This window comes from Litoribrevibacter euphylliae, from assembly GCF_042646085.1.
GTDB classification, from domain to species: Bacteria; Pseudomonadota; Gammaproteobacteria; order Pseudomonadales; family Litoribrevibacteraceae; genus Litoribrevibacter; species Litoribrevibacter euphylliae.
Window position 1 is genome coordinate 473345 of the sequence record NZ_JBHRSZ010000004.1, and the last position, 21210, is coordinate 494554.

At 46.2% G+C, this 21210-nt stretch carries 18 protein-coding genes; 15 read left to right on the top strand and 3 right to left on the bottom strand.

Features of this window, described 5'->3' with window-relative positions; translation table 11 throughout:
* The first annotated feature begins 4 nt into the window (after positions 1–4).
* Positions 5–499, top strand: a complete 495-nt coding sequence (locus ACFOEK_RS09595) for a GNAT family N-acetyltransferase (RefSeq protein WP_386719741.1) — start codon at positions 5–7, stop codon at positions 497–499.
* A 129-nt stretch (positions 500–628) separates the two neighbouring features.
* On the opposite strand, the gene ACFOEK_RS09600 is transcribed toward ACFOEK_RS09595, so the two are convergent.
* The gene (locus tag ACFOEK_RS09600; protein ID WP_386719744.1) at positions 629–1795 is read right to left on the bottom strand and encodes an iron-containing alcohol dehydrogenase; all 1167 of its coding nucleotides are present in this window, start codon (positions 1793–1795) and stop codon (positions 629–631) included.
* Positions 1796–1940: 145 nt separating this feature from the next.
* On the opposite strand from ACFOEK_RS09600, the gene ACFOEK_RS09605 reads away from it, so the two are divergent.
* The 8 genes from ACFOEK_RS09605 (at position 1941) to ACFOEK_RS09640 (ending at position 9941) form a co-directional block, all read left to right on the top strand.
* Positions 1941–2852, top strand: a complete 912-nt coding sequence (locus ACFOEK_RS09605) for an AraC family transcriptional regulator (RefSeq protein ID WP_386719747.1) — start codon at positions 1941–1943, stop codon at positions 2850–2852.
* 209 nt (positions 2853–3061) lie between these two features.
* The gene (locus ACFOEK_RS09610) at positions 3062–3535 is read left to right on the top strand and encodes a hypothetical protein (protein WP_386719750.1); all 474 of its coding nucleotides are present in this window, start codon (positions 3062–3064) and stop codon (positions 3533–3535) included.
* A gap of 321 nt (positions 3536–3856) precedes the next feature.
* Entirely contained in the window at positions 3857–6832 is a 2976-nt protein-coding gene (locus tag ACFOEK_RS09615; RefSeq protein WP_386719752.1) for a ricin-type beta-trefoil lectin domain protein, read from the top strand.
* A gap of 162 nt (positions 6833–6994) precedes the next feature.
* Complete coding sequence (locus tag ACFOEK_RS09620) at positions 6995–7828, top strand: glycerophosphodiester phosphodiesterase (protein ID WP_386719755.1); 834 nt, start codon at positions 6995–6997, stop codon at positions 7826–7828.
* Positions 7829–8040: 212 nt separating this feature from the next.
* Positions 8041–8553 carry a hypothetical protein gene (locus ACFOEK_RS09625; RefSeq protein ID WP_386719758.1) on the top strand — a complete coding sequence of 171 codons (513 nt, stop codon included), beginning with the start codon at positions 8041–8043 and terminating at the stop codon, positions 8551–8553.
* Positions 8554–8635: 82 nt separating this feature from the next.
* The gene (locus tag ACFOEK_RS09630; RefSeq protein WP_386719760.1) at positions 8636–8971 is read left to right on the top strand and encodes a hypothetical protein; all 336 of its coding nucleotides are present in this window, start codon (positions 8636–8638) and stop codon (positions 8969–8971) included.
* Between the two features lie 73 nt (positions 8972–9044).
* The gene (locus ACFOEK_RS09635; protein ID WP_386719763.1) at positions 9045–9353 is read left to right on the top strand and encodes a hypothetical protein; all 309 of its coding nucleotides are present in this window, start codon (positions 9045–9047) and stop codon (positions 9351–9353) included.
* A 156-nt stretch (positions 9354–9509) separates the two neighbouring features.
* Positions 9510–9941, top strand: a complete 432-nt coding sequence (locus ACFOEK_RS09640) for a hypothetical protein (RefSeq protein ID WP_386719766.1) — start codon at positions 9510–9512, stop codon at positions 9939–9941.
* 94 nt (positions 9942–10035) lie between these two features.
* Here ACFOEK_RS09640 and ACFOEK_RS09645 read toward each other — a convergent pair whose 3' ends face one another.
* Together ACFOEK_RS09645 and ACFOEK_RS09650 are read right to left on the bottom strand one after the other, a co-directional pair.
* Entirely contained in the window at positions 10036–10956 is a 921-nt protein-coding gene (locus tag ACFOEK_RS09645) for a response regulator (protein ID WP_386719769.1), read from the bottom strand.
* A complete protein-coding gene (locus ACFOEK_RS09650) occupies positions 10953–14330 on the bottom strand; it encodes a hybrid sensor histidine kinase/response regulator (protein ID WP_386719772.1) in 3378 nt (1125 codons plus the stop codon). Before ACFOEK_RS09650 ends, ACFOEK_RS09645 begins: the two co-directional genes overlap by 4 nt.
* A 341-nt stretch (positions 14331–14671) precedes the next feature.
* Between ACFOEK_RS09650 and urtA the strand changes: the two genes are divergently transcribed.
* From urtA to fmdA, 6 genes are all read left to right on the top strand, one after another.
* Positions 14672–15940 carry an urea ABC transporter substrate-binding protein gene (urtA, locus tag ACFOEK_RS09655; protein ID WP_386719775.1) on the top strand — a complete coding sequence of 423 codons (1269 nt, stop codon included), beginning with the start codon at positions 14672–14674 and terminating at the stop codon, positions 15938–15940.
* 155 nt (positions 15941–16095) lie between these two features.
* The gene (gene urtB / locus ACFOEK_RS09660; RefSeq protein WP_386719778.1) at positions 16096–17019 is read left to right on the top strand and encodes an urea ABC transporter permease subunit UrtB; all 924 of its coding nucleotides are present in this window, start codon (positions 16096–16098) and stop codon (positions 17017–17019) included.
* A gap of 60 nt (positions 17020–17079) precedes the next feature.
* Positions 17080–18378 carry an urea ABC transporter permease subunit UrtC gene (gene urtC / locus ACFOEK_RS09665; protein ID WP_386719781.1) on the top strand — a complete coding sequence of 433 codons (1299 nt, stop codon included), beginning with the start codon at positions 17080–17082 and terminating at the stop codon, positions 18376–18378.
* A 2-nt stretch (positions 18379–18380) separates the two neighbouring features.
* Positions 18381–19127, top strand: a complete 747-nt coding sequence (gene urtD / locus ACFOEK_RS09670; RefSeq protein ID WP_386719784.1) for an urea ABC transporter ATP-binding protein UrtD — start codon at positions 18381–18383, stop codon at positions 19125–19127.
* A 67-nt stretch (positions 19128–19194) separates the two neighbouring features.
* A complete protein-coding gene (urtE, locus tag ACFOEK_RS09675) occupies positions 19195–19884 on the top strand; it encodes an urea ABC transporter ATP-binding subunit UrtE (RefSeq protein ID WP_386719787.1) in 690 nt (229 codons plus the stop codon).
* A 90-nt stretch (positions 19885–19974) separates the two neighbouring features.
* Entirely contained in the window at positions 19975–21204 is a 1230-nt protein-coding gene (gene fmdA, locus ACFOEK_RS09680; RefSeq protein WP_386719790.1) for a formamidase, read from the top strand.
* The last annotated feature ends 6 nt before the right edge of the window (positions 21205–21210 follow it).

Sequence of the window (21210 nt, forward strand, 5' to 3'; positions counted from 1 at the left end):
GTGTGTGAGTAAAGAGATTGAACTTCGTGCGTATCAAGACGGTGATGATATTGTCGCCATTGCGGATTTGTTTTTTGAGAGCATTCATGCCATTGATGATGCGATTTACTCGCCAGAACAAAAGGCGGCTTGGGCACCTAAACCACCGAAGTACGATTATTGGGCCACACATGTGAAGCCGTCTAAAACCTTACTGGCCTTTAACGAAGACAGACTCGTTGGTTTCATGGAGCTTGAGATTAATGCGTTGGATCGAACCGGTTATATCGACTGTTTCTATGTGCACCCTGAGTTTCAAGGGCAAGGAGTAGGTAAAGCCTTGTATGGTGCAACGCTGTCACGGGCTCTGCAACACCAACTGACTACCTTGTTTGTGGATGCATCGTTAGTCGCCAGACCTGTGTTTGAACGACAGGGTTTTCAGGTCACCAAACAAAATGAGGTGATTCGGAAAGGCGTTAGCCTGACGAATTTTTCGATGGAATTGGCTCTGATATAGGCAAAAAAGCCGACCATAGAAGCTATGGTCGGAAACGTACATAAGTACTTAAGGAACTCTTTATATGGGAGATTCTTTATTTAGGGCGCGCTTGTTTCAATAGCTGGCTATAGGTCCCGATAGCCATCCTTACGCTACTGCCAGTTCCAGAATCTCACGGCTTTCTTTCAAGGTAATGGCCTGATGCTCGCCTAAAGCAATCATTTGGTGGCTTTCCAACTGTTGGATGATGGTATCAATCGCCGTGGCCTTATCGCTGTCATGCTCGGTTAATTGGGTGGCGACCTCTAAGTTGTGGTAGAAGGCTTCAATCTCTTGAATAGTGCGCTCTGCCAGATCATTCGCTTCTGAGTTGTCTTCGCTTTCTGTTAGACCAAAGACATTTTTGCCCATTTGCTCCAACTTGGCTTGTTTCACGTCAAGCTGGTTACGCAATAACGACGGCTGAATGATGGCCAAAGAACGACCGTGATCCACACCATACAGAGCCGTTAGCTCATGACCAATCATGTGGGTTGCCCAATCGTGAGTGACGCCCGCACCAATAAGACCGTTCAACGCTTGGTTGGCTGTCCACATCAAGTTGGCGCGCCACTGATCATTGTCTCTCTGGTCAAAGTCATTAGCCAATGTCACCAAATTTTTCAAAAGCGCTTCGGCATAACCGTCTTGCACCATGGCACCCGCTGGGTTGGTCAGGTATTGCTCGCAGATATGAACAAAGGCGTCTACCAATCCGTTGACTAGTTGGCGTTCTGGCAGGGTTTTCATAACATCCGGGTCCATCACTGCGAACTGTGGTTGTACCGCTGCGGCAAAGAAGGGCAGCTTGTCATGAGTTTCCGCTTTAGTAATTACCGCGCCTGCATTGGACTCCGAGCCTGTCGCTGGTAGGGTCAACACTGCGCCTAATGGTAGGGCTTTATTCACTTGATACTGACCAGTGAGGATGTCCCAACCGTCGCCGTTATACAAAGCAGCTGCCACGACGTATTTGGAACCGTCAATCACAGACCCGCCGCCCACGGCCAACACATAGTCTACTTGTTGTTCTTTGGCGATTTGTACCGCTTTGTCCAAGGTTTCTTTGGTTGGGTTGGGTTCTACGCCTGAAAACTCCAACCACTGGTGCTCTTTTAGAGCTTCTTTAACTTGATCGTAAACTCCGTTGTGTTTGATGGAGCCACCACCATAAATAACCAATACCTTTTGATCTTTTGCGATGCTGTTTGCAATGGCTGCGATCTGGCCTTGGCCAAAGTGAATTTGGGTTGGATTAAGATATGAAAACTTCATGCAACATCCCCTCATAAGTTGGATTTAAATTATGGATTGCATAATAGTTGTGATGAATTGTTTTAAAAACAGTAAAAAATGGATAAAAATTGCCTATTTCTATTTTTTTATGTATTTTGTGCATAAATAGTTGTGAGGGCTTATCGTGAACAAGTTAGGCGAATTAATGCAGTCTTATGCCGAGTTAAAAGGCCTAAATACGTTGGAAGGTGCACAGACCACCTCTATTCCTGGTGTGCATTTTTATCGTGCCAGTGAAGGGAACGGACGGGTGCCGCTCTTGTATCAATCCGGCATCATTGTCATGGGGCAAGGGCATAAGCAGATCCATTTGGGGGATCAATGTGTCAGTTATGGGCCGGGGGATTATTTGGTGATTGGCGTACCTTTGCCTCTAGAGTGCGAAGCTTTTGCTGACGAAGGTAAGGCCATTCTGGGGATGTCCATTGATGTTGATCCTCAGTTATTACATAACTTGGTGAATACCTTGTCGCATTCGTTGGAAAGCACGGCTTCCCATGCTCGGAATCCAGCAGCAACGAATGGCGCATTAGAGTTGGGGCTGAAATCATCCTGTATGTGTGATGATTTAGGTGAAGCCTGCAAGCGTTTGCTTAAAGTGTTGCATAGTGATGTTGAAGCGAAAGTGCTTGGGCCAAGCATTGTTGAAGAAATCGTGTTTCGTATCCTAACCGGATCAAACGGACACATCTTGTTTGATTTGGCGCGTCACGATGGTCATTACGCCCGTATTGCAAAGGTATTAAGTCGAATTCACAAAGAATATGCAGAGCCTCTAACGGTTGAAGGCTTGGCTGATCAGGCCAATATGAGTTTGTCCGGTTTTCATCGCGCGTTTCGTCAAGTCACGATGGAATCGCCTCTGCAATATTTGAAAAAGGTACGTCTGAACAAAGCGAGAGAATTGATTCAGACCGAAGGCAAGCGCGCCAACGATGCGGCGATGATGGTGGGGTATACCAGTCCGTCACAGTTCAGCCGGGAATTTAAACGTCATTTTAATGCGACCCCAAGATCCGTTGGTCGATTGAATTGATGGGTGAGCGCTGTCCAGTACACCATAGCCATGGAGCAACCCACGAGTACGGGATACTTTGCAACAAAACGTAATCTTGTGAACGAGTTAGGACTTTCAAGGAAGCGACTTCTTTATACTGCGCGCAGGTTGAGAGGCTCGGGGGTTCGTAAATAACCTGAGAGTGTCTTAAATAACCTGGGAGTTTCTTGAAAGGTATGATTGCAGTTATGGATGATTCGGTTTTTAAAGCACGCGCTGGCATTGCGGATGGCTTTGAGTTTATCAACGGCTATTTGATTTTGGCGATGTGGTCGGTGTGGGGTGTTTCGAGAGCCTTCTTCCCGCAAGCAGAAACCGTGTTTTTTGGCTGGGCCTTTGCCTCGACTTTGATGTATGGGTTTAAGTTTCTTGTGCCTTTGCTGCGGTCAGAATATCAACTGATCTTCAAACAAGACTTCCTGATGTTTCAACAGGGAGAGGCAGTACTTTGGACGCTTCCGTATCAGGAGTTATCTCACATTGGCACTGAAAAGCCGACGGGTACGGGGACTAAATTGGCGCCATTAATCGAAGAGGTTTACGTCTATACCCTCGGTGACGAGAAGTTTCTCATCCCACCTCATGTCTTTGGATTACACGATATTGAAAGCATTCAAAGAGAAATTGAACTACGCCGATTCGGTGGTTTTTCAAGTCTTTGATTTTCTTTTGGATTTTAAAAGTTGAGCAATTCAATTTTTAACTTTTGAGTAGTCGTTACCGCTTTGAGTCAAACTCTCTTTATTTCTTAAATAGCCCATTTTTTATTGCTTTTAGGCGCAATCAAATTGTTTTTATAGGGACAAAATTTACCCATATTTTGTCCTTTCACGTTTTGAGCAGTGCATTTAAGTATTTGCAAATGGGTATTTATTGATCCAGTGATTCTTTTATCTAGTCTGTCTAAACAATGAGCAAACTCATGCGTTATTCGCATCGGGTGGCTTATTCCTTTCCATAACAATAATAAAGACGGGAATCACATGAAAATCCAAAATGCTGCGAAAGGCTTTCTGGCATGCGCCGTAGTGGTAGGTGCACAGTTGGATGCTGACGTGTTACAGGCAAATGTACTGCTTGCCGGAGAACAAGAAAATGCGGTTCATGAATTGGCTCAAGGCTGTTACGCCATTCAATCTCCAACAACAGGGTATTATCTGAAAAAGTTTTACAAAGGCGGGCCGGTCGATAATGGCTTGAGTTATCGATTTGAATCCATAGCGGCTGAAGATGCGACCCACTTCTTCTTTAAGCCGACCTCCTTCTCTAACTATATGTTAACAGACAAAGACGGCCGTTATTTTGCCAGTCATCTGCCTGCACAAATCAGTGCCGGGCGGTATGCCGGTACCTTTGCTGAATGGGAAATGGAAGCGAATGGCGACTCGGTGAATGGCTTTAAATTCAGTTTCCGTGGCAATGCGCTGAACATGTGGTTGCGCCATAACTACAGTGACGGGGGCTTGTATTTCTTTGATTTACTCAACCCAACCAACAGAACAAGCGAGGCGGAATTTAACCTCGTAGCACAGGCGGATTGTACGCCGTTCCCTGAAATTACGGTTAATGTTTCCGGTGATAAAGATGCGCTGAAAGGCGATGCCAGTGCGCCGGTACGAGGCTTTGTTGACCCGCATACACACATTACGTCCTATGAGTTTATGGGCGGCAAGATGATGCATGGTAAGCCGTTCCATCGCTGGGGTGTAGAAACGGCATTGAGCGACAGTAGCTCAATTCACGGGCCAAACGGTTCGTTGGATTTAATCGGAAACCTCTATACCTTTGGTGATCCGAACATGCGTTACGATACTCGTGGCTGGCCTGAGTTCCCTTGGTGGCCGAACCATGAGCAGATGAGCCACTCCGGTTATTACTACAAGTGGATCGAGCGGGCGTACATGTCCGGCTTGCGTCTGATGGTGACGGATCTCGTGGAAAACGAAGTGCTGTGTAAAGTGCAGTCCACAGTGAATCCGGGCAGCTGGATCAACCCGAACAGCTGTAACACCATGGACAGTATACGTTTGCAGGTTCAGCGTTTGAATGAAATGCAAGCTTACATCGATGCCCAATCCGGTGGCCCTGGTAAAGGCTTCTTCCAGTTGGTGCACTCGCCAGAACAAGCGCGTGAAGTGATTGCGAATGGTCAAATGGCGGTATTGATGGGCGTTGAAGCCTCTGAAACCTTCAACTGCGGTAAGAAAGATAAGTGTAATCGCAACGACATCGAAGCCCAGTTGAACGAGCTATACGATCTAGGGGTTCGTACGCTCTATCCTGCGCATAAGTTTGATAACCAACTGAGTGGTTCGCGCGTTGAGCATGGCTTTATCAACGTTGGCCAATTACTCGCCACCGAGAAGTTCTTCGAAACCAAAGAATGTGATGAAGATACCGGCGGTAACTACTTTACCTCTGGCTTCCCGATCATTGGTGATGTGCCATTCATTAAAGAAATTCTCGATGTCGCTGGTTTGAATCCGCAATACGATGAAACCATTCAGCACTGTAATAAGCATGGTTTGAGCGAACTGGGTGTGTATCTGATCAACCGTATGATTGACAAAGGCATGTTGATCGAGCTGGATCACACCAGTAAAGACAGTGCCTCAGCGATTCTGGATATTGTGGAAGCGCGTAACTACAGCGGGGTGATTTCATCGCACAGCTGGATGAGCCCATCACGAAACGGGGCGATTCATAAAAACGTGAAACGCTTGATTCATCAAGGCGGTTTTGTTGCTCCTTACAACTGGCACGCTAATTCTATTGCTAACAGCATCTCCAACTATCTGGATGAAGTAGAAAAAACACCGTATCTGAATGGGGTGAGCTTCGGTACAGACATGAGTGGTTTAGGTTCTCAGCCAGGGCCGCGTGGCGATGTTGATACCAATCCGCTGAACTATCCGTTTACCTCTGAGTTTGGATTTGTGTTCGACAAGCAAGTATCGGGTAATCGCACCTTTGATTTGAATGTCGATGGTATTGCGCATTACGGCATGGTAGCAGATCACATTCAGGATCTACGCGAGCAAGCGCCATCACGTATTTATGAATCGGTCATGAACTCAGCAGAAGCGTACTTGCAGATGTGGGAGCGCGCCGAAGCCAATGCCAATGAAGACTATGTGAATCCATTGCGACCTTATGTCTCTATCTACAACCGTAAAGCTGGTCGTTGTATGGATGTACCAGGGCACGATGATAACTTGTTCAACGGCACCAATGTTCAGATTTGGGATTGTGACGATGACTCTTACGATCAACATTGGTTGTACGACAAAGAACGCCAAATGTTCGTAAACCGTGCTGACCCAACCAAATGTTTGGACAATCGCGGGCAAGCCTACAACAACGGTGAAATCGTGATTTGGGATTGTGTCGATAGCGATAACCTACGTTGGACTTACAACGGCAATGTGTTGGCCAGCAAACACGACAGCAACATCGTCGCGGACGCTTACAGCACAGGTAATGGCGGTAATGTAGGGCAGTGGGAATACCACGGCGCGGATTGGCAGCAATGGGAGCTAAGACCTTTCATGCCTGTTCACCGTTGGGTCGACTTCCGCGACAAGCGTTCAGGCAAATGTTTAGACGTCACCAACAGCCAAGTTGCGAACGGCACGAAAGTTCAACTGCATGACTGTAACGGTACGGCGGCTCAGCAATGGTATTACGATTCCATCAAAGGCACATTGAAGAGCCAGTTAGACGGCAACATGTGTCTGGATGTACCAAACGGTGATGTTTCTGAAGGTGTCCAACTGCAGATTTGGGAATGTCAGGAAGGCAACCTCAATCAACAGTTTGACCGCAGTAACAAGGCCTTTCGTTCTCGCCACAACACCAACCGAGTAGTGGATGCAGCGGGCACGGATAATGGTGCAGCCATCGTGATGTGGGAATACCACGGCGGCGATAACCAAAAATGGCGTCCAAGTTTGAACTAAGCGCGCCGGGATCTAATGAAATAAGAAAGTAATGAAAAGGTGACCTCGGTTGGTCGCCTTTTCTTTTTTTGATGCGCTGAAACTGTTAATACAAGTGCAATAAATACGGAATAAAAATTTAAGAATTCAGACAAGTAACTACAAAAATTAAGGATGATCAAAATGATACATGCTGCGTTTAAAACACTGTTTACCCTCTTGATTCTTATCGCTTCTTTCAACCAAGCCCTTGCCATTGAAATTCTTGCGCATCGTGGTGCCTCCGGTGAATACCCTCAAGGCACGGCGTTGGCATTTCAAAAAGCGCTCGAACAAGGGGCAGACATTCTGGAATTGGATGTTCATCTTTCCAAAGACCAACACGTGATTATTAACCACGATGCTGACCTCAAGAAAAACGTCGGGATCTCTGACAAGATCAAAGACCTGACCTTAGCGGAACTTAAAACACTAGATGCAGGCCATGAGTTCACCATCGACGATGGCGCCAGCTACCCGTTCAGAAACCAAGGCTTACAGTTGTTGGCTCTCAATGAACTGTTCGAGTTATTCCCGTACGAACGATTCAATGTGGAAATCAAAGTCAATGATGAAACGCTGGCGGAACGCGTTTGGAAGCTAATCTCTGATTACCAACTTCAAGACCGTGTCGTGGTTGCCAGCCAACACAGCAAAGCCATGAAACATTTCCGAAACGTGAGTTACGGCGACGTTAAAACCAGTGCCACCATCGCCGAGTTAGTCGAAGCCAGTATCGCATGGAGCACCGGCTTTGGTTGGGCGTTCAAACCCAAATTCGACGTGGCTCAACTACCGTTCTCCATTACCACCAAACCTTACGTTCGCTTCTTCCAAGGCAAAGGCGTCACCGTTGATCTTTGGACAGTAAATGACGTGGACGACATCGAACGCGCAGTTAGCCTAGGCGTTGATGGCATTATTGGGGACTACCCAGGGCGTATTTATGATGTGCTGGAAGACATGGGGCAGAGATAAGCCTGTGTTTCACAGGAAAAGCGGAATTATTCCGTATTTATACAGGGAATAAATCTGTCTTTACTGAAGATGATTGACTACCTCATTGATTTCAGATGGAATTGATTGATTTGAAACTAACCAACCTTCGAGGATGGTAGATATTACGGATTAGTTCCGTCTTTAGATTACGGAATTTTTCCGTCTATTAACTGTTATGGCTAAGGAGAGATATGCTTCAGCACTCAGTACCTGACAACCATCTTAAGAGCATTGGAGATATAACTGTTTCCTTTGCTTTACTGGAATTTCAGTTGCAATCACTTATCAGATCACAATTGAATGAGCGTCAACGAATAGGCCAAATCATAACTGCTGAACTTTCTTTTAAAGGGCTAAAAGCTCTATTGGTCAGCTTGTATATTGAAAGGCACGGAAAAGACGACGCTGACTTTGAGAAATTAAAAACTCTAATTAATCGCGCAGGCCAAGCAGAAGAAAAGCGAAATCAAATCACACACTCCATTTGGGGCGCCGGCAAGGATGCCGACTCGATCACAAGGATAAAAACCACAGCTAAAGAAAAGCATGGAATAAGATCTCAGTTCGAAGATGTATCTTCAGGCGATCTTGAGGCATTTGCAATTGAGATAAAAGAGTTAGCTCACGAAATACAAAATTTTTTGATTTACTTAATTAAGAATGGAAAAGCTATAAACAGCCATGAAACTCATCGTCTGCCATAACAATGCGCTGCTAGGGACAAACCTACGCTGCGCTTCGGTTTGCCCCAGAGCGCGGCGTTAGAGCCCTATCGAGAAAATTCTAATGTACAAAGCTGGATGCATAATTCTAAGTGTTGCGGTTATTACAGTATCAGTTTTGTACTGGCGTGAGAGTAACCATAACGACTACCACAGAAGTAAAATGCACCAGTTCCAATTTATGGATAAGTTAGGGGAGTTCATCGGGAGAGATATAACTGAGTTTCAATCAGTTTATCCTTCTGCTCAATGTGAAAACGACATATGTGTTGTTGATGCAAGGAAAATTAGCTACATCGATGTATTTAAAGATGAATCGGTTTCAGCAATAGATTTCTTTGGTATCGAACTGGTACTCGACAAAGGCAAAATAGTAAATATTAGGCAGCATAAGCCGTGAGCACTAACATCTATATGACCGGAGCAGGTAAAACTACAATAGCATTTCACCATAGAGGTCGAAGCCTAAACACATGTTAGGACGCATGGCAATTCCTTGGATTCTTACGGCACTTCTGGTGTGCTCCCCATCAGCATACGCAACAAGTCAGTGCCCGACTGAGTTCGGACAAAAAGATCCCCTCATTAATGTGCTTGGCTGGATTGTTGTTGCGGTAGGAATCATTATCGGTAGCATACTTTTCACATACATCATCCGACAGTCGCGCTTGATGCGCTTGCGATCTCGTTCTGTTGTCATCGTTCTTGGTTCTTTGGGGATGCTATTTGTATGGGGCGGCGGATTTGTTCTGGCGTTTGTGAATTTTTTCTTCAAATGTTAAGACTGTGTCTAACAACGCCAGTCACGGCGATGTTTTTCGTTGCGGCTTCGTCTTCACTATAAAGTCGCACATACTTGGGAGAGTTACTTCCCCGGTTTAACTGCAAGGCCTGACCCCGAAACGCAAGGATTAGAATCATTAAAGGAATATTGGAAAATGGTAGCTTCTATAACGTTTATACTCGGATTAGCCTATTGTTTGATTGGCATGGGACTCATCGGTTATGTTGGAAATGAGATTTCAACACCGAATGAAGGGGTCTTTAGCGACTATCCTTGGTTATTTTACCTGTTTTCTTCCATTCCCGTCGAAATTGTCACCGCTATCGTTCCTGCAATGATCATCGTCAGGCTAAACCATAAAAATTGTATCGCATTAGCAACTGCGGGTGCGGCAGTTGTCATACCGCTTACCATTTATTATTTATATGTTGATTTCGCTATCACAAACCAGTTGTCTGGAGACAATTTAATAAGCGTTATCATCGCAAGTGCAATTTCAACATTGATTTTTGTTGGCGTACTGCCTCTGGTAATAGCCTGCATGAAACAATTCAGTGTTCTAACCCGCCAAGGTGAAGGACAGTAATAACCGTCCGCTGCATAAGTGAAAAAATGGGAAAGTCATTAAAGCATATGCGCATTATGATCTCTAATCTGTTCTTAACATCTGAACTCTCTGGTCAATAGGTCGTTTGAGCATCTAAATGTTTGAGCGCCATCACCGCTGCTGATGTGCGGTTCTCAACATTGAGTTTCCGAAATACCTGTTCTAAATGTTTGTTTACCGTTCTTGGACTGACGCCTAAAATAATGGCGATTTCAGCATTGCCTTTACCTCGTGCCAGCCACAGTAGCACTTCGGACTCGCGTTCTGTTAAGCCAAAGCGTTCCCTAAGAATGTTTTCTTCACTGTGACGTTCCTGATCGACCAATCGCCATAAGTGCTCGTTGGCGTGGGCATCGCCAATGTAGCAGGCCACCAGCGCTTTGCTGCCAGCTTCAATAACCATGCTTTTATTTTGCAATTGCGCTTGTTTGAATACGGGCGACAGCACTTCATGAAGATGTTCATGCTGCCAACGGTTATCGAGTTCGGCCGATTCAAATAATTCACGAGCTTGCGGTGTGGCCCAGAGTAGTTGGCCTTGGCTGTCAGTAGCGATAAGAAATTGGCCTGCCGAGTCGAGTGCGATGCGTGCACTCTGTGTAAGTCGCGCATTGTTAAGATGGACGCGTATACGGGCAATGAGTTCTTCTCCATTAACTGGTTTTTGAATGTAATCAACACCGCCAGCATGAAATCCTTTAAGGATACTTTCTGTGTCACTTAAGCCAGTCATAAAAATTACCGGTATGTGAGCGAGATGAGGAATGGCTTTAATCTGCTTACAGGTTTCGAAACCGTCCATATTGGGCATGATAGCGTCCATTAGAATAATATCAGGGGGCATGCTCTTGGCTATGGCAAGTGCTTGGTTTCCTTCCAGTGCAATGAGTACCGTGAGACCTTCGGCATCGAGCGTATCATTGATCATGCCAAGTGAATCTGCGGAGTCATCTACAACGAGTACCAGGTCTTTTGGCTTGATGGGCTGCTTCATAGGCTCTCTTCCAAGCGTTCAATTAAGCGGGCAAACTGAAAGCTGTTGGCAAGGCTTTTGAGTTCATCCAGTTCTTTTAGGCAGCTGGCATTGGCGCCATTAAATTCCTGCAGCGAGTTGAGTTTCTGTCGGATGGCGTTGAGGTAGCCAATTTGAGCCAGTCGAATAAGCTCTTGTCGAGTGCCGTGATCTAAGGAAATTACGGCTTTCTTTTCCACCTTTTGTACGTCGTTGGATGCCAATGAGGTTGGTTCTTCACTTTGATATCGCCATTGCAGCTTAGGGTAGTGGCCTAATTGCTCAAACAGTTCAGGCATTCTGATAGGCTTCACGATATAGCCATTACTTGGGTTTTTACGGTAAGGCGTTTCGATATTTGCGTTAGCGGACGTCATTAATATATAGGCTTGAGGCAGTTCTGCTCGGATATGTGTTGCGAGCTCCCAGCCACTCATGCCCGGCATGGATACATCCAAAAGGAATATGTGCGGTGTAAATTGGCAATGCTTGAGCATGCTCAGGCATTCCTGTGGGCCTTGAGCCATGACAATGTTAAAGCCCAATGGCGTTAACATCTCCATTAACAGGCTGCGATGATCGGGGTCATCATCGACAATGAATAGGTTCAATGTTGCGCCATGATAACCACAGATGTGTTCTTGTGTGGTCTCAACTTTCATTGGCGTCACAGAGGAAAGCATCAGTGAAAGAGTAAACTGGCTGCCCTCGTTTTGAGTACTGTTAACTCGAATATCTCCGCCCATTATATCAACCAGAAGGCGAGTTATGGTAAGCCCTAGTCCAGTACCAGAGACATGTGGCTGGTCAGGTTGGTGTATGCGTTCAAAGGGCTTGAAAATACGCTCAATCTCTTTTTCGGCAATACCGACTCCTGTATCGCTTATATTGAACTCCGCTACTTGATTACGATAACTGACGGTAAAACGAACTTCGCCATGGTGCGTGTATTTTATGGCGTTTGAGAGCAGGTTGATTAATACCTGACGTAAACGTTTTTGATCGGCCCGAACAATGTCTGGAATCGGGCTGAGTTTTTCATAACTTAGGGTAATGCCTTTTTCGTGCGCTTGTACTCTGAACATGTTTACCAGTTGGTCCAGTAGACTGTTTAAATGCACATCTGTGCGTTCAAGATCGAGTCGTCCCGCTTCAATCCGTGAAATATCTAGAAGTCCTTCTATTAGGTCTGCAAGGTGTTCACTGCTACGACGGATAATACTGAGTGCGTCACGACGTTCTGCGGGAATATTCGGGTCTTTCTCTAATAGTTGCGCGTAACCCATGATGGCATTTAACGGTGATCGTAATTCATGGCTGATGCCTGTCAGGTAGCGGCTTTTGGCTTGATTCGCCGCTTCAGCCATTTCTATTGCTTTTTGTAGGGCTTTGTCAGTTTGCTTATGCGCCGATATCTCCGTTCGTAGAAGCTTTGTTTGATTTTCGGATTCTTTTTGAGCAACCAACCTTGAGTCATGAGCAAGGGTGAACATCCAAGAAACAACGCCGAAGACAATTAGCAGAATAAAGAAAACATTAACTAAAGCATGAGCAATGGCTTGGTCAGCAATATTGCTATCGGTTGCTAACTGGAAATACACCAGGCTCAGTACACTAGAAATAACAATACTTGTGAGTAGAAATAAACCAATAAAGTGTCCTATTTTAGTGTTCAGTAAACTGACCCATCGGCTAGGGAAAATAACGCCTAAGCCACTGATTAGTTGCTCAGAAAAGCGGGCGTTTGTTTTACACATGTCCTGACATCGGCCGTCGAGGGAGCAGCAAAGTGAGCAAATGTTTCCTGCGTATGCGGGGCAAAGTGTCATGTCTTCGGGTTCAAAACTGTGAGAGCAAATACAGCATTTGATCGGTGTGGTGGTATCAAAAATCACTGGGTCGCGGGCGATGTAATATTTACCTTTGGTTAGCCATGCGAGTAGCGGTGCGCAAATAAACGTTGCACCTAAGGCCACGAAAGAGGAAAGCGCTTGCATTTCTACGCCTAAGACTCCGAAGTGAGACGCAAAACCAATAAACGAAGCAATAGTCATCGAACCGACACCTACCGGATTAATGTCATACAAGTGTGCTCGCTTGAATTCCATGGCTTTAGGGCGCAGGCCTAATGGACGATTGATCACCAAATCGGTGACTATGGTGCCAACCCATGCCAGAGCGATGATCGCGTAGCTACCCAAAATTTCTTCCAGAATACGGTAAATACCAAGCTCCATAAGTAGTAGCGCGATAATGACATTAAATACCAACCAGACCACACGGCCCGGATGATTGTGTGTGATGCGAGAGAAGAAGTTTGACCAGGCAATGGAGCCTGCGTAGGCATTGGTGACGTTAATTTTAAGCTGAGAAATAACCACAAAGATGCCGAGCAGAAGCAACGTTAATTGTTCTGAGTTGGTGATATAACTAAATGCAGTTAAGTACATACGGTTGGGGTCACTGGCTTCATCAACCGGAATACCATGCTGTAATGCCAATACGGCCAGAAAAGAGCCAATGATGATCTTCACGACCCCGGTGATAATCCATCCCGGCCCCGCTGCTATCATGGCAAACCACCAACGTTTGCTGTTTTTTTTCTGCTCTGGAAGGAAACGTAAAAAATCCACTTGTTCTCCAATCTGAGCAATTAGAGAAAAGATCACCGCTGAGGCTGCACCAAAAGCAAGCAAGTTAAATCCATCGGGTGAGTCTGTGCTTGCTAGTGGTTCGTAGTTCTGCCATTTCTCAAAGACCCCTTCAGACTGCCAGGCTATACAAATAAGAGGCACGATTTGAAAGATGATCCAGATGGGTTGTGTCCAAACCTGAAATCGGCTGATGAGGGTGATGCCATGGGTGACCAATGGTATCACCATGAGTGCCGCAATGACGTAGCCAATAGAAAGAGGGATGCCCAACGTTAGTTCTAATGCCAACGCAAGGATGGCCGCTTCAAGGGCAAAAAATATAAAGGTAAAAGAGGCGTAAATCAGCGATGTAATCGTTGAACCAATATAGCCAAAGCCTGCACCTCGGGTGAGTAGATCAATATCAACACCTTGTCGCGCAGCATGATAGCTGATGGGAATCCCAGTTAGGAAAATGATGGCACCCACCACCATGATGGCGGCAATTGCATTATTAAACCCGTAGCTGAGAGTGATGGCACCGCCAATGGCTTCCAACGCCAGAAAAGAAATCGCGCCTAAGGCGGTTTGAGATACACGTGCAGCAGACCATCGTCGGGCTGCTTTGGCCGTAAATCGCAGTGCGTAGTCTTCTAGCGTTTGGTTCGCTACCCACTGGTTGTAATTCCTGCGGACGCGAAACACTTCTTGATGGGCCTTCATAAGATAGTTGTCCTTCGAATACTTCGTGTATGTATCGGCACAGGTAGATGGCTCATATCCCGAGGCATGTACATGCACGATCTACACAATTCCAATTTGATAATGCGGGTGAGTGGACACTGAGTACGGAGCAAAAGCTACGCCATGTTATCGCTGAGGTGGCCAAGTCATTTTGTTCAGTTATAGGCATTCGGTTCAACGTACGCGTCTGACCTTAACCAAGAAGCGGTTGTTGGGATATACGCAAAATGACGTACCCGAGGGGTACGTTTAGCGAATGGTGCGCTTTCGGTATTGAGAGGAAACTGATCGCAAGTCTTACAACATCAGGAGCAAAGACGATGCGTCTAACTAACCCTTCTCAACCTCGGGCTAAATCACCCAGCATGAAACGCCGCTCGCTTTTAAAGTCATTGTGTGCCATTCCAGCCGGTCTTTTACTGGCAACACACATGAACTTTGCAGCAGCGGATGGCGTTAATACAACAGGGCTTGCCGTCACGGATACGGAAGTGACAGTGGGTATTTTGCATTCTTTAACGGGCACTATGGCGATCTCTGAAACCGGAGCTCAAGAAGCAGAGAAACTGGCAATTAAACAGATCAACGATATGGGCGGTATTTTAGGTCGTCAGATCAAGATCATTCAGGAAGATGGCGCCAGTGACTGGCCAACGTTTGCTGAGAAATCCAAAAAGCTATTGGTGAAGGATAAAGTGGCTGCCGTATTTGGTGCTTGGACATCTGCATCACGTAAAGCCGTACTGCCTGTTTTTGAGAAAGAAAATGGCTTGTTGTATTACCCAACATTTTACGAAGGGTTGGAGCAATCCCATAACGTAATTTATACCGGGCAGGAAGCGACACAGCAGATTCTCGCCGGTCTCGACTGGGTAGCCAAAGAGAAAGACGCTAAAACTTTCTATCTGATTGGTTCGGACTATATCTGGCCTCGTACATCGATGAAGATTGCCCGCAAGCACATTGAAAACGTGTTAGGTGGCAAGGTGGTTGGTGAAGAGTACAAGCCACTTGGGAATACTCAGTTTGGTTCGGTGATCAATAAGATTCGCTTGAAAAAGCCGGACGTTATTTATGCCGCGGTGGTAGGTGGCTCTAACGTTGCCTGGTTCAAGCAGTTAAAAGCCGCAGGTATCACTTCTAAGAAACAAACGCTGCTGACTATTTCAGTGACCGAGGATGAAGTATTGGGCATCGGCGGTGAAAACCTCGAAGGTTTCTACTCCATCATGAAGTACTTCCAGAGTCAGGATAACCCTAATAACCAAGCCTTTGTGGAAGCCTTTAAAGAGATGTGGGGCGATGACAGTGTGATCGGTGACGTAACTCAAGCCGCTTATCTTGGCCCTTGGTTATGGAAAGCGGCGGTTGAAAAAGCCGGATCATTCGATGTCGATAAAGTCGTAGCCGCCTCCGAAACAGGCAATATTGAATTAACCACAGCCCCTGAAGGATACGTCAAATTACACCCGAATCATCACTTGTGGAGTAAAGCGCGCGTTGGCCAATGGAAAAAAGACGGCCAGGTGGATGTGGTCTTTGAATCAGGTTTGATCGAGCCGGATCCATTCCCAAAAGGTTATCAATAAGCCGAGTCATTGATCGTTCTTATGTTATGAAACACGCGGGCAGGGACTGTCCGCATTTATCCAGCCCCAAGGCCTGAATGCAAACAACATGGATAGCTCAGGCGTTTCACTTACACGGTTTATCCACCTCTTTGGAACAACTTTGAGGACTTAAAATGGAAGGTTACACACTTAGCGAAATAGGAGCGATTTTTGCCATGCAAGGTTTTGCTGGCATCAGTCTGTTTAGCGTGCTCCTGCTTATGGCTTTGGGCCTGGCCATCATCTTCGGACAGATGGGCGTGATTAATATGGCCCACGGTGAGTTCATGGCGGTAGGTGCTTATGTCACATACTTTTTGTCAGTGCTGACCGAATCATACTTCCCGGCATTTATGCCGTACTACTTTTTATTTGCCATTGTGGTGGCCTTCTTTGTCGCTGGCGTGTTGGGGTATTTTGCCGAATTCATACTGATACGACATTTGTATGCTCGCCCTTTGGATACTTTGCTGGCGACCTGGGGGTTGAGCCTGATCATGCAGCAGGCATTCCGCTCGATGTTTGGTGCTCGAGAAGTGAGTCCTACGTTGCCTGATTGGCTGTTAGGTGCTTATCCAGCTACCGATATGATCGATATCCCGTTGAACGGAATTTTTGTGTTGGTGCTTACCATCATAGTCACTTTGGGTGTGTTTTTACTGATGTATCGCTCTAGCTGGGGATTACGAGTTCGAGCCACGACACAAAATCGCTTGATGAGTGGCGCGGTCGGCATCAACACCAAGAAAGTGGACCGATACACCTTTGCTTTAGGTTGCGGTATTGCGGGCATTGCTGGTGCTGCGTTCACTACAATTGCTTCGACCGGCCCAACCACAGGTAGTTTGTATATCGTAGATACCTTCATGGTGGTGGTATTTGGCGGTGCAGCGAGTTTGTTAGGCACCATTGCCTCAGCGTTCTCGATTGCTCAGGCGCAATCCATTATGGAGTTTTTCATGAGTGGTTCCATGGCCAAGGTGTATACCTTGCTAACCCTGGTGTTGATCCTCATGTTCCGTCCTGAAGGTCTGTTCGCGAGCAAAGTACGTCGATGAGCCGAGCGAGTTTGCGAGGCCTCGACCTCGCAGACTCTTGTAAGAGTTTGGGAGAAAAGTATGAGTTTTGTATACGATAAATTATTGGGCGGTAAGCAGGGCATGGTGGGCCTGCTGATATTAGCTGCCCTTATCTTAGTGGTATTCCCATTATTTCTGGATGCCTTTCGATTAAACCTGGTGGGCAAATACCTGACCTATGCCTTTGCTGCAGTGAGTCTGGTGTTGTTGTGGGGATATGGCGGTACCTTGAGTCTTGGTCAGGGTATTTTCTTCGGTCTTGGCGGATATGCCATGGCGATGTTTTTGAAACTGGAGGCATCGACTCCTGAAAACACTGCCATTCAATCGACACCTGGTATTCCCGATTTTATGGACTGGAACCAGCTGACTGCATTGCCATGGTTCTGGGAACCCTTCAACAGTTTAGCTTTTACCATTGCGGCCATTCTAATTGTCCCAGCAGCGTTTGCTTTCTTAATCGGTGTTGCCATGTTTAAACGCCGTGTAGGTGGTGTGTACTTTGCCATTATTACTCAGGTGATTGCGGTGATACTGACGGTATTGATTGTGGGTCAACAAGGCTATACCGGCGGCATTAACGGCATTACCGATTTACGTACGCTGAATGGTTGGGATATTACCTCTGATTTTGCGAAGTATGTTTTTTACTTCATCAATGCAGGTCTGTTGTTAGCCGTTATTTTGTTAGCGCGTTGGGTACTGACCTCTAAGTTTGGACGTTTGTTATTGGCCATTCGAGATAAGGAAGACCGTGTTCGATTCTCGGGTTATGACGTAGCTAACTTCAAAATCTTCATCTTTTGTCTTGCCGCTGTGATCTCTGCCATTGGGGGTGCCATGTTCACCTTACAAGTGGGTTTCATGTCGCCTTCGTTTGTCGGCATCGTGCCGTCTATTGAGATGGTGATTTTCGCTGCAGTGGGTGGTCGCATGTCATTAATTGGCGCGGTCTACGGCACCTTGGTGATTAACTTTGGTAAAACTGCTTTTTCTGAAAGTTTCCCAGAGTTGTGGTTGTTCCTGATGGGCGGCTTGTTTATTGCCGTGGTGATGTTCTTCCCGAACGGTTTGGCCGGTTTATGGCAGGACTATGGCCATTACCTTACTCGCTACTTCAAATTCAAACGCTTTGGTGCTCAGACTGCGAGTGCCCAGAGCTTGGGTTCCCCGCAAAGTGCAGCTTCTGATTTATCAGATAACAACGACATGGAAAGTTCATCTCAAAACCATGCTAAAGCGGCTGATTCTGGCGCGACGGAGAAAGACAAAATGTCTTCAAAGGGAAGTACTGCTGGCATGGTTCAGCGTTCGAATGAGACGGGATTGGGAGTATAGCTATGAGTGCAAATTCTGATTTTACACTGGCAATTGAAGACCTGACCGTCTCATTCGATGGTTTTAAGGCGGTAGACAGTCTCAACCTCTATATCGATAAAAATGAACTGCATGTGGTTATTGGGCCAAATGGCGCAGGTAAGACCACGGTGCTGGATTTGATATGCGGTAAGACGAAAGCTACCTCAGGCAGCATTAAGTTTCTTAATAAGGAATTAACTGACCTCAGTGAGCACGACATTGTAAGAGCAGGGGTGGGACGTAAGTTCCAGACCCCTTCTATCTACGAAAACCTGACGGTGATGGAAAACCTAGAGGTGTCTTATCCAAAAGGTCGCAGTGTGTTGGGCGCGTTAATGTTCAAACGCTCTGAGCAGGTGATGGCCAAGATCAATGAAATTGCCAAAGAAATCATGCTTGAGGATGAGTTGGATACCGAAGCTGGGTTATTGAGTCATGGTCAGAAGCAGTGGTTAGAGATTGGCATGTTGCTGATTCAAAACCCTCAGTTGTTGATGCTCGATGAACCTGTGGCCGGTATGAGTGTGAAAGAGCGCGAACAGACCGCTGAATTGCTTAACAAAATCAGTTCCGGTCGATCGGTATTGGTGATCGAACATGACATGGAGTTTGTCGAACAGATTGCTCATAAGGTGACAGTACTCCATCAGGGCAAGATTCTGGCGATGGGCGATATGGCGTCGGTACAAAGCGACCCGAAAGTAGTGGAAGTCTACCTCGGGCATTAACCGAATTGACGCTAGATCTTTGCGCTTATAAGCGCACCTATTAACGAATCGATAGACAGGTGGATGTATGTTGAATGTAGCAAATCTCAAAGTGAGTTACGGTCAAAGTGAGGTCATTCATGGCCTGGATTTTAGTGTCCCTAAGAATGAAACCCTAGCCATTATGGGGCGCAATGGAATGGGCAAAACGACCTTGTTTAAATCGCTGATCGGTGTCTTGCCAACCAGTGATGGCAGTATTTCTGTGGATGGCAAAGACGTTACCTCAATGGAAAGTTATCAGCGAGTCGAGAACGGCATCGCGTATGTGCCTCAGGGACGAATGATTTTTCCTAACTTAACGGTACAAGAAAACATTGAGACGGGTATGGAGGTGTCTGGGTTAAAACGCATTCCAGATGATATCTATGCTCTGTTCCCTGTATTACATGAAATGCGCCATCGCAAGGGCGGTAATCTTTCTGGCGGTCAGCAACAGCAGTTAGCCATTGCACGAGCGTTGGTAACGAACCCTAAGGTGTTGTTATTGGATGAGCCCACAGAAGGCATTCAGCCTTCGATCATCAAGGATATTGCGAATGTACTCAATGAAATTAAAAAGATGCGTGACATCACCATCATTGTGTCTGAGCAGGTTCTGAGTTTTACCATGGCTGTGGCCGATCGCATTATCGTGATCGACAAAGGCAATTTTATTCATGAAGACCTGCGAGACGACGTCGATACCGACAAGATTAAAGGATATCTCTCTGTTTGATTTGGGCGATTTAGAGTCGCCCATTTGGCGGCTCATTCGCTCACGTCCAGTGATCAGTAATTTTACTATTCAGTGACCAAGGAGCCTCACATGACTGAGACCATTATTAAAGTAAACTTGAACGAATCCCCTTACGACAATGAAAAGATCCATAACCGCTGGCACCCAGATATTCCTATGGCGGAGATGGTGAAACCCGGTGATGACTTTATCATTGAATGTGTCGATTGGACGGGTGGGCAGATTAAAAATAACGACAGTGCAGACGATGTCCGTGATGTCGATTTAAGTCAGGTGCATTTCTTGTCTGGCCCTGTGGGGGTAGAAGGGGCTGAACCTGGCGATTTATTAGTGGTGGATATTCTGGATATCGGCACCTTTGAAGAAAGCCAGTGGGGCTTTAATGGCTTCTTTTCTAAACAAAATGGTGGCGGCTTCTTAACAGAGCATTTCCCTGAAGCTCAAAAGTCGATCTGGGATTTTAAAGGCATGTTCACCAGTTCCCGTCATATACCGGGCGTTGAATTTGCAGGTCTGATTCATCCGGGGTTGATTGGCTGTTTGCCGTCAAAAGACATGCTTGAAGAGTGGAATACCCGTGAAAAGGGATTGGTGGATACGGATCCCGATCGAGTGCCCGCGCTTGCTACCTTGCCATACGGGGACACTGCTCACATGGGGAAAATGACCGGCGATTCAAGAGATGCAGCAGCGGCTGAAGGTGCTCGTACAGTCCCCCCTCGGGAGCATGGGGGTAACTGTGATATTAAGGATTTATCCCGAGGTTCAAAGGTCTATTTCCCTGTGTATGTGAAAGACGCCGGATTAAGTGTTGGGGATTTACACTTCAGTCAAGGGGATGGTGAGATTACCTTCTGTGGTGCCATTGAAATGGCCGGCTGGATTCACATGCGCGTTAACTTGATAAAAGGCGGTATGCAAAAGTACGGCATTAAAAATCCGATCTTTAAACCAAGTCCTATCACGCCTAAATACGATGATTATCTGATCTTTGAAGGTATCTCAGTGGATGAATGGGGTAAACAGCATTACTTGGATGTTCATGTGGCTTACCGTCAAGCTTGTTTGAATGCCATTGAGTACCTCACAAAGTTTGGTTACTCCAAAGCTCAAGCCTACGCTATTTTGGGATGTGCGCCCGTTCAAGGTCATATCAGTGGGGTGGTGGATATTCCAAATGCCTGTGCGACGCTATGGCTACCCACCGATATCTTTGAGTTTGATGTTCAACCTAATGCAGATGGGCCAGACATTATGCTTGATGGCAGTGTTGATGTGCCGTTATCGAAAGACAAATAGAGGTAA

Bases quoted from the DNA above. Each gene is read 5' to 3' on its own strand.
- ACFOEK_RS09600 (WP_386719744.1), bottom strand. From the start codon at position 1,795: ATGAAGTTTTCATATCTTAATCCAACCCAAATTCACTTTGGCCAAGGC.
- ACFOEK_RS09610 (WP_386719750.1), top strand. From the start codon at position 3,062: ATGGATGATTCGGTTTTTAAAGCACGCGCTGGCATTGCGGATGGCTTT.
- ACFOEK_RS09615 (WP_386719752.1), top strand. From the start codon at position 3,857: ATGAAAATCCAAAATGCTGCGAAAGGCTTTCTGGCATGCGCCGTAGTG.
- ACFOEK_RS09620 (WP_386719755.1), top strand. From the start codon at position 6,995: ATGATACATGCTGCGTTTAAAACACTGTTTACCCTCTTGATTCTTATC.
- ACFOEK_RS09625 (WP_386719758.1), top strand. From the start codon at position 8,041: ATGCTTCAGCACTCAGTACCTGACAACCATCTTAAGAGCATTGGAGAT.
- ACFOEK_RS09630 (WP_386719760.1), top strand. From the start codon at position 8,636: ATGTACAAAGCTGGATGCATAATTCTAAGTGTTGCGGTTATTACAGTA.
- ACFOEK_RS09635 (WP_386719763.1), top strand. From the start codon at position 9,045: ATGTTAGGACGCATGGCAATTCCTTGGATTCTTACGGCACTTCTGGTG.
- ACFOEK_RS09640 (WP_386719766.1), top strand. From the start codon at position 9,510: ATGGTAGCTTCTATAACGTTTATACTCGGATTAGCCTATTGTTTGATT.
- ACFOEK_RS09645 (WP_386719769.1), bottom strand. From the start codon at position 10,956: ATGAAGCAGCCCATCAAGCCAAAAGACCTGGTACTCGTTGTAGATGAC.
- ACFOEK_RS09650 (WP_386719772.1), bottom strand. From the start codon at position 14,330: ATGAAGGCCCATCAAGAAGTGTTTCGCGTCCGCAGGAATTACAACCAG.
- urtA (WP_386719775.1), top strand. From the start codon at position 14,672: ATGCGTCTAACTAACCCTTCTCAACCTCGGGCTAAATCACCCAGCATG.
- urtB (WP_386719778.1), top strand. From the start codon at position 16,096: ATGGAAGGTTACACACTTAGCGAAATAGGAGCGATTTTTGCCATGCAA.
- urtC (WP_386719781.1), top strand. From the start codon at position 17,080: ATGAGTTTTGTATACGATAAATTATTGGGCGGTAAGCAGGGCATGGTG.
- urtD (WP_386719784.1), top strand. From the start codon at position 18,381: ATGAGTGCAAATTCTGATTTTACACTGGCAATTGAAGACCTGACCGTC.
- urtE (WP_386719787.1), top strand. From the start codon at position 19,195: ATGTTGAATGTAGCAAATCTCAAAGTGAGTTACGGTCAAAGTGAGGTC.
- fmdA (WP_386719790.1), top strand. From the start codon at position 19,975: ATGACTGAGACCATTATTAAAGTAAACTTGAACGAATCCCCTTACGAC.